The organism is Leeia aquatica (assembly GCF_012641365.1).
GTDB classification, from domain to species: Bacteria; Pseudomonadota; Gammaproteobacteria; order Burkholderiales; family Leeiaceae; genus Leeia; species Leeia aquatica.
In genome coordinates, this window is record NZ_JABAIM010000002.1 from 720,777 (window position 1) to 732,868 (window position 12,092).

The following is a 12,092-nucleotide window of genomic DNA, read 5'->3' on the forward strand; positions in this document are numbered from 1 at the left end:
CCGCGGGTCATAGTCGAGCTGGCAGGAAAAGCGCTGAGGCCACAGTGGGGCCATGGCTCGCTATGGGGTATTTTACCCAGCACACTGATTTGTTGCCTGCAGCGACCTGATCTGGCGGCTGCCATTCTGGTGGATACGCTGTTACGGCTGTAACACTGCGCCACGGCTAGGGCAGACAGACAAGCCCATGAAAAAAGGCAGCCTGATGGCTGCCTTTTTTGACATCGATAAACGCTTAGAGCTTGAAGGTCTGCACCGAAGCGGCCATCTGCAAGGCGGCTTGCTCCATTTGCTGGGCCTTCTCTGCTGCCGCATCCACCGTGGCAGAGCTTTGGTCCGCCATCTGCGTCACCTGCTCCATATTGCGAGCAATTTCGCTGGACGCTACTTTCTGCTCGCGTACCGAGTTGGCGATATCATCTACCCCACGGTTGGCTTGTTCCACAGCAGAGCGGGACTCTTCCAAGGCCTCGGAGACACTGGTCACGGCCTGCTCGCTGGCCGCCAGCGATACCTTGCCGCGTTCGATCACCTGCACCACCGCGGCGGACTGGGAGGAGAGGCTTTGCGTGATCTCGTCAATCTTGACCGCGGACTGGGAGGATTTTTCTGCCAGCTTGCGCACCTCATCGGCCACCACGGCAAAACCACGCCCTTGTTCCCCCGCACGGGCAGCCTCAATGGCAGCATTCAGTGCCAGCAGATTGGTCTGATCAGCAATATCCCGCACTTGCTTGGTCATGCTGGTAATGCTCTGGGTGCTGCCTACAAACGCCTGCACCGACGAGGCAATTTCGCGCACTGCATTCTGCACGCTGTTCATCTGGTTCACCAGGTGCGCCAGCTTGTCGCTCCCCCGGTGGGTCGCTTCCAGACTCTGACCCGACAAATTACGCAGCTCATTGGCGGCGTCGGCCACGCTGGAGATGCTGACCGTCACTTGTTCGATGGCACTGGCCGTTGCAGTGGCCGCTTCCGACTGACGATGCACACTACCCAGCAGGTCCCGTGCTGACAGAGACAAGTCTTCCGCCGCCGATTTCACCTGCTCGGTCCCCCCCCGTACGGAACCGACCGCACCAGACAGGCGTTCCACCATATGCTGCAAGGCTTTCAGCAGTTGGCCGGTCTCATCATTACCGACCTGACCGATGCGCACCGTCAGATCACCATCAGCCACTCGGCGGGTGGTATTAACCGCCAGTTGCAGCGGGCCGGTCACGCTGCGCGTCACCCAGAATCCGAGACCTACGCTCACGGCAATCGCCAGTACGCTCACCAGTAGCAAGCCGGTCAAGGCCGCGTTGTAGGTGCTGGAAGCATGCTCATCTGCGGTGGCAATCTGCTTGTTCTGCAAAGCCGTCAGTTTGGCCAGGGAAGCCTGTGCATTTTTGGAGAGGGGGGAGATTTCCTTCTCATAGGTTTCTGCCGCCACCCCGTGAAGATAACTCTTCACCAGATCCCCTACCTTGAGGATCAAGGGGGACATCGCCGCCTTGTCCTTGCGAATATCTGCAAAGAGTTTTTTCTCTTCATCAGATTGCAGGGCGGCATCCAGCTTCAGGTACTCGGCCTCAGCCTTGTCCAGTTCGGTACGCGCCTCTTGCAGGCGAGCCAGATTCCCGACAATCGCCGTCTCACTCATGTCCCCTACAGCAGTCCGGGTAGCCACCGCCACGCGTAGCAAGGACGAATTCAAATCACTGGCCAGTTTGGCACGCTTGCTGGCCTGACTGGCCTCCGCCAGCCCTCCCTTGAGGTTGGACAGGCTTCCCACCCCCATTGCCAGCACGATCAGCAACATCAAAGATACCACACCAAAGCCCAGCATCAGCCGGGTGGCTATCCGCATATTCTTGAGCATGCGACCCCTCACTTTTAGCTATGTTCTGTGTTTTCTGCCTGCGTGGGCAGGGTTGTCCATCCGACCCCCTGCTCTATTGACGTTACCACAGCATGAAGTAAGTGCAAATGAAAAACGCGTCATTCCTGACGCGTTTTTCATTTCGCTCGTCCAGCATACCCAAAGGGCATGCTGAACGAGCACTTCAGGGTGAGCAAAGCGTGATTACAGCGTCACGCCACCCGTCACTTCCAGTACTGCACCATTCATATAACTGGCTTCGTCAGAGGCCAGGAAGGCGTATACATTGGCAATCTCTTCCGGCTTGCCCAAACGCCCCATCGGCACCTTCTCTTCCATGGCGGAAATCACCTTCTCCGGCATGTCTTTCAGGATGGTGGTATCGATGAACCCCGGGCAGACCGCATTCACGCGGATTCCCTTGCGACCCAGCTCACGCATCCAGGTTTTGGTAAAGCCGATCACGCCAAACTTGGCTGCGGCATAGTTGGTCTGGCCGAAATTGCCCGTCAGGCCGACAATGGAAGACGCATTCAGAATAACGCCAGAACCTTGCTCCACCATCAGGTCCACCACGGCCTTGGTGCAGTTGTAGACGCCTTTCAGGTTGATGTCGATCACCTTGTCAAACTGCTCTTCGGTCATCTTCTGCAGGCGTGCATCCATCACGATGCCGGCGTTGTTCACCAGGGTATCGATACGGCCATAGGCGGACACCGTGCCAGACACCATGGCAGCGATTTGCTCCTTGTTGGTCACATCAACCGGGAAACTGATGGCCTCGCCACCGGCAGCCTTGATTTCATCCACCAGGGTGGCCAGTGCCGCCGTATTCAGATCGCAAGCCACCACTTTGGCGCCTTCAGCAGCAAACTTCACGGCAGTTGCCCGACCAATGCCGTTGGCTGCGCCCGTAATGATGGATACCTTGCCCTGCAGTCTCATGACGATCCCTTCCTCAATATTCAAATTGCGTCGATGGTGTGTAACAACGAGATCAGTACTTGGCTGACCTCTGTTCATTGGTACAGTTGCTGCGCGAACTGTAGCTCAATATTTTGCGTTGCACAAATTTTTGCAGTTTACGTAAACGTAAATTGCATGCTACTCCACTCCTGCCACCTTCAGCAACGCCACTCATCATTACCTTTTAAAATCAACAACATGTTCAAAAATTCACAGTACACACTGTGCGTACCCCAAAAAGCAAAAGAGGGCCTTAGGCCCTCTCTGCAGGATGATTCTGATTGCACTGCCACAATCAGGGCATGGCGACTTACTCCAGCCCGCGACTGCTCAGGTAGTCGTCGTAGCCACCCAGATAGTGCAGGAAGCCACCGCTGCCATCCAGTTCCAGAATCTGGGTCGCCAGCGAGCTGACGAACTGACGGTCGTGCGAAACGAAAATCAGCGTGCCCTTGTACATTTCCAGCGCCATGTTCAGCGCTTCAATGGATTCCATGTCGAGGTGGTTGGTCGGCTCATCCATGATCAGTACATTGGTGCGCAACAGCAGCAGCTTGCCGAACAGCATGCGGCACTTCTCGCCCCCGGACAGTACCCGCACCGATTTTTTGATGTCCTCGCCCGAGAACAGCAGCCGCCCCAGCGTGCCGCGGATCACCTGATCATCATCACCCTGCTGCCCCCATTGCTGCATCCAGTCAAACAGGTTGTCATCCGAATCAAAGTCAGCGGCATGGTCCTGGGCAAAATAGCCGAGCGTCGCCTTTTCGGCCCATTTGACCTGCCCGCCATCCGGCGTCATTTCACCCACCAGGGTACGCAGCAGCGTGGTTTTACCGGCACCGTTCGGGCCAATCACCGCAATCTTCTGCCCCGCCTCGATGATCAGGTCCAGCGAACGGAACAGGGGCTTGTCAAACGCCTTGCTCACCCCGGCCAGCTCGACAGCCTGACGATGCAGCTTGTTCTTCTCGTCCAGCTCAAAGCGCACATAGGGGCTGACCCGTGATGAAGGCTTCACCTGCACCATGGTTTCCTTCAGCTTGTCGACTTGCTTCAGCCGCGAGGTGGCTTGCCGGGCCTTGGACTTGTTGGCCTTGAAGCGGGCCACAAATTCCTGCAGGTCGGCAATCTGGTCCTTCTTGCGGGCGTTGTCGGCCACCAGGCGTGCACGTGCTTCAGCGCTGGCGATCATGTAATCGTCGTAGTTGCCCGGATAAATACGGATCTCGCCGTAATCCAGGTCAGCCATATGGGTGCAGACCGAATTCAGAAAGTGGCGATCGTGCGAGATGATCACCATGGTACTGGCGCGCTCATTCAGCACGCTCTCCAGCCAACGAATGGTGTTGATGTCCAGGTTGTTGGTCGGCTCGTCCAGCAGCAGCACGTCCGGGTCCGAAAATAGTGCCTGTGCCAGCAACACCCGCAGCTTGAAGCCAGGGGCCACTTCACTCATCGGGCCGTTATGCAGGCCACCGTCGATCCCTGCACCGATCAGCAGCGCACCGGCACGGGCTTCCGCATCGTAACCACCCAGCTCGCCAAAGCGGGTTTCCAGCTCGGCGGCTCGCATGTAGTCGTCTTCTGTCGCATCCAGATTGGCGTAGATGGCGTTCTTTTCCTCCTGCACCGCCCACAGCTCGACATTGCCCATCATCACCACGTCCAGCACCCGGCAGTCTTCATAGGCAAACTGGTCCTGCCGCAGCTTGCCCAGGCGCTCACCCGGATCCAGCATCACATGGCCCGAAGTGGGCTCCAGGTCGCCACCCAGAATCTTCATGAAGGTGGATTTACCGGAGCCATTGGCCCCGATCAGGCCATAGCGGTTACCCTCGCCAAACTTGACCGTCACTTTCTCGAACAAGGGCTTGGCGCCGAACTGCATGGTGATGTTATTGGTACTGAGCAATCTCGTGATCCTCGCAAAACCACCCGGCACTCGCCAAGTGGTTGAATGGTCGTGTCAAATTGGCTGATTTTAGCACAGCTTTGACCTTCTCCTTCAGCCGGGCAGCACAGCCTATTTTCCGGAACAAAGTGAATCGGTTACACTAGGGGCTTTGTGGCTGCGATTCGCTGCCAGCTGAACCCTTGTGGAAAGAACCTGCGCCATGCTTACCGGCAGTCTAGTTGCCATTGTCACCCCGATGACCGCGGACGGTGCCATTGATTACACCGCCTTCCGTCGCCTCATTGATTACCATGTGGCCGAAGGTACTGATGGCCTGGTGGTGGCTGGCACCACCGGCGAATCCTGCACCATCACGGTCGATGAACACCTTGAGCTGATCCGCTTTGCGGTGGAATACGCGGCAGGCCGCATTCCCATCATCGCCGGCACCGGGGCCAACTCCACCCACGAAGCCATCAACCTGACCCGTGGCGCCAAAGAAGCCGGAGCCAGCGCCTGCCTGTCCGTCGTACCCTACTACAACAAGCCGACGCAGGAAGGCCTGTACCAGCACTTCAAGGCCATTGTCGAAGCCGTACCGCTGCCGCTGATCCTGTATAACGTGCCTGGCCGTACCGTGGCCGACCTCAACAACGATACCGTGGTGCGTCTGGCGCAGCTGCCGAATATCATTGGCCTGAAAGACGCCACCGGTGACATTGGCCGTGCGGTGGACCTGATCATGCGGGTGCCGCAAGGCTTTGCCCTGTACTCCGGTGACGACGCCACCTCGCTGGCCTTCCTGCTGCTGGGGGGCCACGGCGTGATCTCGGTTACTGCCAACGTGGCACCGCGTGCCATGCATGCGCTGTGTGTGGCGGCAGCGGAAGGTCGTATTGCTGACGCACGCCGCATCAACGATGCGCTGTTTGGTTTGCATACCAAACTGTTTATTGAAGCCAATCCGATCCCGGTCAAGTGGGCGGTGGCCCAATTGGGCCTGATGGCAGACGGTATCCGCCTGCCACTGGTTTCGCTGTCCGAATCGGCCCGTCCGGTGTTGCTGGCTGCCTTGCAACAAGCCGGTGAACTGATCCGTCGCCCTTGACCCAACCAGGAAAGAACTGCATGCGCACCACCCGTTTGCTCCCCAGCTGCCTCCTGCTCAGCCTGCTGCTGGCCGGTTGCAGCAGCAACCTGTTCCAGGGCAAGAAACTCGATTACCGCAGTGCCGGTGAAGCACCGGGCCTGGATGTGCCGCCCGACTTGACCCGCCCGACCTATGACGATCGTTACAACATGCCGAACGTCAACCGGGGCAGCACCTATTCCTCCTACGCGGAAGGCGCTGCCGCACAGCCGCAAACCGCCTCACCGACCGTGCTACCCAAGGTCAACAAGGTGACGGTGGAGCGTGCTGGCAATGACCGCTGGCTGGTGGTCGATGCTACGCCGGAGCAATTGTGGCTGCCGGTGAAGGATTTCTGGCAAGAGCTGGGCTTCATCATCAAGATTGACGAGCCGGAAACCGGCATCATCGAAACCGACTGGGCCGAGAACCGCGCACTGATTCCGGACGATTTCATCCGCAATACCTTCGGCAAGCTGCTCGACAGCCTGTACTCCACTGACGAGCGCGACAAGTTCCGCACCCGGATGGAACGTCGCGCGGACGGCAAGACCGAGATCTACATCAGCCATCGCGGCATGTATGAAGCCTATGCCAACGAGGCCAAGGACAAGACCGTCTGGCAGCCCCGTCCGGTTGAGCCCGAGCTGGAAACCGAAATGCTGACGCGCATGATGTTGCGCCTGGGCATTGAAGAGAACACGGCGCGGCGCGCACTGGCGGACAAGACCAATACGGTGGAGCGCGCCAAGCTGCTCAAGGGCAATACTGGTGGCCTGGTTCAGGTGAACGAACCGTTTGACCGCGCCTGGCGTCGTGTCGGGCTGGCGCTCGACCGCAACGGCTTTACTGTGGTGGACCGCAACCGCAATGAAGGTACCTATTTCATCAGCTACAGCGACGAGCGCAAACCGGAAAGCAGTGGCGGTGGCTGGTTCTCCTGGCTGTTTGGCAGCAATACTCCGGAGAAGAAGAACGAGATCATCCAGTATCGCGTGATGGTCAAGGGCAGTGGTGACAACACCCTGGTGAGCGTGCTGGACAAGAATGGCCAGCCAGAAAGCACCGCCATCGGCGCCAAGATCACCACCCTGTTGTATGAACAGCTGAAATAAGCCTGTCTTTTCCGCAACACCGGCAACGGCGAACCTGCGGGTTCGCCGTTGTTGTTTGGCAACCGGAGTTTTCATGCGCTTTGCCGCATTAGCCAGTGGCAGCGAGGGTAATGCCTTGCTGGTCCAACACGGTAGCACCCTGCTGATGATGGATTGCGGCTTGTCCCTGCGCGAGGTCAAACGCGGCCTGCACCGCCTGGGGCTGGAGCCCGCGCAATTAAGCGCCATTCTGGTCACCCATGAGCATGGTGACCATATCGGCGGTGTGCCCGCGCTGGCGAGCGCCTTCAACCTGCCGGTTTTCACCAGCCACGGCACCCTCAGTTCGGCACAAGCCCCTTTCGCCCGCCTGCCACGGCTGATGCCCTTCGACAGTCACGACCCGACCCCGCTGGTGATCGGTGATCTTGAAATCTGCCCGATACGGGTGCCACACGACACGCGGGAGCCGGTGCAATACCGTTTTGATAACGGCCAGCACCGGCTAGGGGTGCTGACCGATCTCGGCAGCCTCACCCCGCATGTTGTGCACTGCCTGACCGGCGTGGATGCCCTGGTACTGGAGTGCAACTACGAGCCAGACCTGCTGGCGCGGGGCCGCTATCCGGCCCGGCTGCAGCAGCGCATCCGCGGTCCGCTCGGTCACCTTGCCAACCAGCAGGCCGCCGAGTTGCTGACACAGTTGGACTGCAGCCGCCTGCAGCACCTGCTGGCGGCGCACCTCAGCAATGAAAACAACCGCCCCGAACTGGCCCAGCAGGCACTGGCCGCAGCGCTGGGCTGCACACCAGGCTGGATTGGCGTGGCCCGGCAGCGAACCGGCTGCGATTGGCGCGAACTGCATTGACCTTCAAGGATTCATGATGCGTTATCAGGATTTACGTGACTTCATGCAGCAACTGGAGCAGATGGGCGAGCTGCGTCGGATTCAGACGCCGGTCTCTCCGCATCTGGAAATGACCGAGATTGCCGACCGGGTGCTGCGGGCAGAAGGCCCGGCGCTGCTGTTTGAGCAGCCCGATTATCAGCCCGGGGCAAACCGCCCTCGCCTGCCGGTGCTGGCCAATCTGTTTGGCACGCCGCGCCGGGTGGCACTAGGCATGGGCGCAGATGAGGTCAGTGCACTGCGCGATATTGGCAAGCTGCTGGCGTATCTGAAGGAGCCGGAACCGCCCAAAGGCTTGAAGGATGCCTGGGACAAGTGGCCCATCCTGAAGCAGATCCTCAATATGCAGCCGAAAACGGTACGCAAGGCACCTTGTCAGGAGGTAGTTTGGGAGGGGGGCGAGGTTGATCTGGCGCGGCTGCCCATTCAGCATTGCTGGCCTGGTGATGTTGCACCGCTGATCACCTGGGGGCTGGTGGTGACCCGTGGCCCACACAAACAGCGGCAAAACCTGGGCATTTACCGGCAACAGGTACTCAACCGCAATCAGGTGATCATGCGCTGGCTGGCGCACCGTGGCGGTGCACTGGATTTCCGTGAGCACGCACTGGCCCACCCCGGCCAGCCGTTTCCGATCGCGGTGGTACTGGGCTGCGACCCGGCCACCATCCTGGGTGCAGTCACCCCGGTACCCGACAGCCTGTCGGAATACCAGTTTGCCGGGCTGCTACGCGGCAGCAAAACCGAGTTGACGTCATGCTTGGGCAACACCCTGCAAGTACCCGCGCGCGCCGAAATCGTGCTGGAAGGCCATATTTACCCGGATGCCAATGACCCCAGCGGCTATCAGACCGCCATCGAAGGCCCGTATGGTGACCATACCGGTTACTATAATGAGCAAGATCGCTTCCCGGTCTTCACCATCGACCGCATCACCAGCCGGCCAGACCCAATCTACCACAGCACCTATACCGGCAAACCGCCGGATGAACCGGCTGTGCTGGGCGTAGCACTCAATGAAGTGTTTGTGCCCATCCTGCAAAAGCAGTTTCCGGAGATTGTGGACTTCTACCTGCCACCGGAAGGCTGCTCCTACCGCATGGCCGTCGTCTCCATTCGCAAACAGTATCCCGGCCATGCCAAGCGGGTGATGTTTGGCATCTGGAGCTTTCTGCGCCAGTTCATGTACACCAAGTTCATCGTGGTGGTGGATGAAGACGTGGATACACGAGACTGGAAAGAAGTGATCTGGGCCATCACCACCCGCATGGATCCCAGCCGCGATACCACCCTGGTGGAGCAAACACCGATTGATTATCTGGATTTTGCCAGCCCGGTATCCGGCCTGGGCAGCAAGATGGGGCTGGATGCCACCAACAAGTGGCCCGGTGAAACCAGCCGCGAGTGGGGGCGTACCATTGTGATGGACGCTGCTGTGAAAGCGCGCGTCGACAGCTTGTGGACCGAGCTGGGTCTGTAGCCTCATCCAGGCGCACCGACGGGTGCGTCAGGAAAAACGGCAATAAAAAAGCCGACCTGTACAGGTCGGCTTTTTTGCCAGCTGGAAGCTTAGCTGGAAGCGCCGGAAGCCGGAGCAGCGGAAGCCGGAGCTTCGGAAGCAGCAGCCGGAGCGGAAGCCGGAGCTTCGGAAGCCATCGGAGCAGCTTCGGAGGCCACCGGAGCGGAAGCTTCAGCGGAAGCAGAAGCTTCATCTTTCTTCGGGCAAGCAGCCAGGGTCAGTGCCAACAGAGCGGCCAGCAGAGCGGATACTTTCATTTGAGTTCCCTTAGTCTAAGTTACGAGCAAAACGGATTGGACGAAGCGACCGCACCTAGTTAGCAATAGCGGTAAACCAGCAACAGTGCCGATCGACCGGCGAATTCTAGCATGATGACCAAAAAACGCTACAGGTTTTTTCAAAAACTTCGCTACAGGCCCAACACTGTTGCTGTTATCGCCACAACAGATTGCGCCCATATCTCTTCAAAGCGGTCCTGCCAAGGACGAATGGCAGGCAGATCCTGCGCCACCACCACGCCTCTGGGCTGCGCGCTTACCGCGCGCCGCGCACAGTATAACTGATCTGCCAAAAAAAGCGTATCTTGTTGACGCGCCGCATCATCAATCGCCAGATGAATCTGCACCTGGCTGCTGTATTGCCGCTGCAAACTCTTCAAACGCTCACCCCGGCGGCTGGCCGCGTCCACATCCCGCAGTACAACACGCAACTGTCGCTTCCGGTCGGACCTGAGCATCGTTTCCAGTGCGGCATGCCATTGCTGCGATTCATAAAACGGGTATTGCCAGTCCGCATCAAACAGGCGAATTGATTGCTGCGCTGCAGCAGTAAATTGCAACAGCGCTTCGTCGAATTGCCGGCGCGAATCAATCAGTTGCCGCAAAGGCTCAGTCGAGGTGAATAAATCCGACACAATAACCCTCATACAACCAGTCCAGCACGGCGGCCGGCATCGGCTGTGCCGTGAGCGCGCGATGATCCGCCAGCACACGCAGCAGCGGGTGCTGCTGCAAGGCCTCTGGCACCGGCTCCCCATTCAGCCACACCGCCCCGTTGTGGTAGAGGCACAGGCTGCGCCGGTCCAGTTGTAGCCCTTGCGCCTGCGCCCGCTTGGCGAATGTGGCTTCTGACAAGGGCCGGGCAGGCTCATCAAACCAGACATGCTGCTTGGGTGCCGACAAATAGCTGCACAGAAAATCGGCCACATCCGCCTCGCCCCAGCGCACTTGCTGCAATAGCGAAGCGCATTGCTGCAACATCAGCGGGTCCAGCTGGCCAGGCTGTGCCTGCGCGGCCAAAGCCGGGTCGGCATACATGCCAGGCAAATCCACTTTTTCTGCCAGAAACATCAGGAACTGGCTGGCCAGCTCCTGATGGCTGGGGGTGCGAAAACCAATTGAGTAGGTGGTTCCCGCCCCGCGCTGGATGCCGTAATGGGCGCAGTGTGGGGGCAAGTACAACATGTCGCCCGGCTGCAACAGCCAGCGCTGCTCGGCCTGAAAGTTCGACAGGATGCGCAGCGGAATATCCGGAATCAGGCTGCGGTCACCATCCACGCTGATCTGCCACTCCTTGCTGCCACTGCCTTGCAACAGGAACACATCATAAGAGTCGTAATGCGGCCCTACCCCGCCCCCATCCGGCGCATAGCTGATCATCAGATCATCCAGTCGGGCATAGGGCACAAAGGAGAAGTGTTGCAGCAGCGCATCAGCGGTCGGCAACAAATGATTCAGGTTCTGCACCAGTAATGCCCAGCCCTCGGCAGGCAGGCGGTTCAGCTGCTTCGCAGTGAAGGGGCCATGCTCCAGCTGCCAGTCATCGCCTTCGCCACGCTGCACCAGCCGGGAGATCACGTCCTCCTGCCGGGCATACGTCAACAATTGCTCGCGAGTGAGCAGGTCCGAGAACCCCGGGAAGGCGTTGGGAATATACAACGGCCGCTTCTGCCAGTAATCCCGCAGGAATTCGCGTGCGGTCAGCCCCCCCAGCCAGGTCAGCGGGGCATCGGTTGCAATGGGTAAATTCGGTGTGTGCATGGCCGACATTATACGCCGTCCGCACAGACCCGCCTTGCAAATTCCGGTAGAATGAGCAACTGGACTGTTCCGCACGGCAGGCCCACCTGCTCTGCTTGTGGTAGCCAGATATACTACCCGCCAGCCTTTGCGGCACCGGCTTTTTACACTTCACCGCGCCAGCTTGATGCCTGGCTGGAAGGACGACGATGCAAATCAAAAAAGACAGCGTGGTTTCGCTGAATTATCAGATGTTTGACGACAGCGGCGAGCTGATTGACGAAAGCCAGGAGCCGATGGTCTACCTGCACGGTGGCTATGACGGCATTTTCCCGCAAGTGGAAGAAGCCCTGCATGGCAAGACCGTGGGCGACAAGGTGGATGTCACCATGGAGCCGGAATATGCTTTCGGTGAATACGACGACAGCCTGATTCGCCACGAAGACATCGATCTGTTCCCGGAAGACATCGAAGAAGGCATGATGTTCGAGGCCGACGACGACGAAAGCGGCGAATCCATGGTGTTCACCGTGAAAGAGATTGCCAATGGCAAGGTCACGCTGGACGGCAACCACCCGCTGGCAGGCAAGACCTTGCGTTTTGCGGCCACGGTGGGTGCCGTACGTGACGCCAGCCAGGAAGAGCTGGAGCACGGCCACGCGCACGACCCGGAAGGCCATCACCACCATCACTGAGCG

At 59.0% G+C, this 12,092-nt stretch carries 11 protein-coding genes; 5 read left to right on the plus strand and 6 right to left on the minus strand.

The window, feature by feature from the left end; translation table 11 throughout:
• Positions 1-235 precede the first annotated feature (235 nt).
• The 3 genes from HF682_RS12470 to HF682_RS12480 all read right to left on the minus strand — a co-directional run bounded on the left by HF682_RS12470 (position 236) and on the right by HF682_RS12480 (position 4,745).
• The gene (locus tag HF682_RS12470) at positions 236-1,864 is read right to left on the minus strand and encodes a methyl-accepting chemotaxis protein (protein ID WP_168877597.1); all 1,629 of its coding nucleotides are present in this window, start codon (positions 1,862-1,864) and stop codon (positions 236-238) included.
• A 204-nt stretch (positions 1,865-2,068) separates the two neighbouring features.
• Positions 2,069-2,809, minus strand: coding sequence for a 3-oxoacyl-ACP reductase FabG (fabG, locus tag HF682_RS12475; RefSeq protein ID WP_168877598.1), 741 nt, complete (start codon positions 2,807-2,809; stop codon positions 2,069-2,071).
• Positions 2,810-3,140: 331 nt separating this feature from the next.
• Complete coding sequence (locus HF682_RS12480) at positions 3,141-4,745, minus strand: ABC-F family ATPase (RefSeq protein WP_168877599.1); 1,605 nt, start codon at positions 4,743-4,745, stop codon at positions 3,141-3,143.
• A gap of 202 nt (positions 4,746-4,947) precedes the next feature.
• On the opposite strand from HF682_RS12480, the gene dapA reads away from it, so the two are divergent.
• The 4 genes from dapA (at position 4,948) to ubiD (ending at position 9,337) form a co-directional block, all read left to right on the plus strand.
• Positions 4,948-5,835 (plus strand): 4-hydroxy-tetrahydrodipicolinate synthase, encoded by an 888-nt coding sequence (dapA, locus tag HF682_RS12485; RefSeq protein ID WP_168877600.1) that lies wholly within the window; start codon positions 4,948-4,950, stop codon positions 5,833-5,835.
• A gap of 20 nt (positions 5,836-5,855) precedes the next feature.
• The gene (gene bamC / locus HF682_RS12490; protein ID WP_168877601.1) at positions 5,856-6,971 is read left to right on the plus strand and encodes an NlpB/DapX family lipoprotein; all 1,116 of its coding nucleotides are present in this window, start codon (positions 5,856-5,858) and stop codon (positions 6,969-6,971) included.
• 73 nt (positions 6,972-7,044) lie between these two features.
• The gene (locus HF682_RS12495) at positions 7,045-7,818 is read left to right on the plus strand and encodes an MBL fold metallo-hydrolase (RefSeq protein ID WP_168877602.1); all 774 of its coding nucleotides are present in this window, start codon (positions 7,045-7,047) and stop codon (positions 7,816-7,818) included.
• Between the two features lie 16 nt (positions 7,819-7,834).
• Positions 7,835-9,337 (plus strand): 4-hydroxy-3-polyprenylbenzoate decarboxylase, encoded by a 1,503-nt coding sequence (gene ubiD, locus HF682_RS12500; protein ID WP_168877679.1) that lies wholly within the window; start codon positions 7,835-7,837, stop codon positions 9,335-9,337.
• An 89-nt stretch (positions 9,338-9,426) separates the two neighbouring features.
• Here ubiD and HF682_RS12505 read toward each other — a convergent pair whose 3' ends face one another.
• The 3 genes from HF682_RS12505 to HF682_RS12515 all read right to left on the minus strand — a co-directional run bounded on the left by HF682_RS12505 (position 9,427) and on the right by HF682_RS12515 (position 11,415).
• Positions 9,427-9,633 (minus strand): hypothetical protein, encoded by a 207-nt coding sequence (locus HF682_RS12505; RefSeq protein ID WP_168877603.1) that lies wholly within the window; start codon positions 9,631-9,633, stop codon positions 9,427-9,429.
• A gap of 152 nt (positions 9,634-9,785) precedes the next feature.
• Entirely contained in the window at positions 9,786-10,289 is a 504-nt protein-coding gene (locus HF682_RS12510; protein ID WP_168877604.1) for a DUF7931 domain-containing protein, read from the minus strand.
• Positions 10,264-11,415: a JmjC domain-containing protein gene (locus HF682_RS12515; protein ID WP_168877605.1), complete on the minus strand. Its 1,152-nt coding sequence runs from the start codon at positions 11,413-11,415 to the stop codon at positions 10,264-10,266. The genes HF682_RS12510 and HF682_RS12515 overlap by 26 nt, the downstream gene beginning before the upstream one ends.
• Positions 11,416-11,603: 188 nt before the next feature.
• Here HF682_RS12515 and HF682_RS12520 point away from each other — a divergent pair, with 188 nt between their 5' ends.
• Positions 11,604-12,089, plus strand: coding sequence for an FKBP-type peptidyl-prolyl cis-trans isomerase (locus tag HF682_RS12520; protein ID WP_168877606.1), 486 nt, complete (start codon positions 11,604-11,606; stop codon positions 12,087-12,089).
• Positions 12,090-12,092 lie beyond the last annotated feature (3 nt).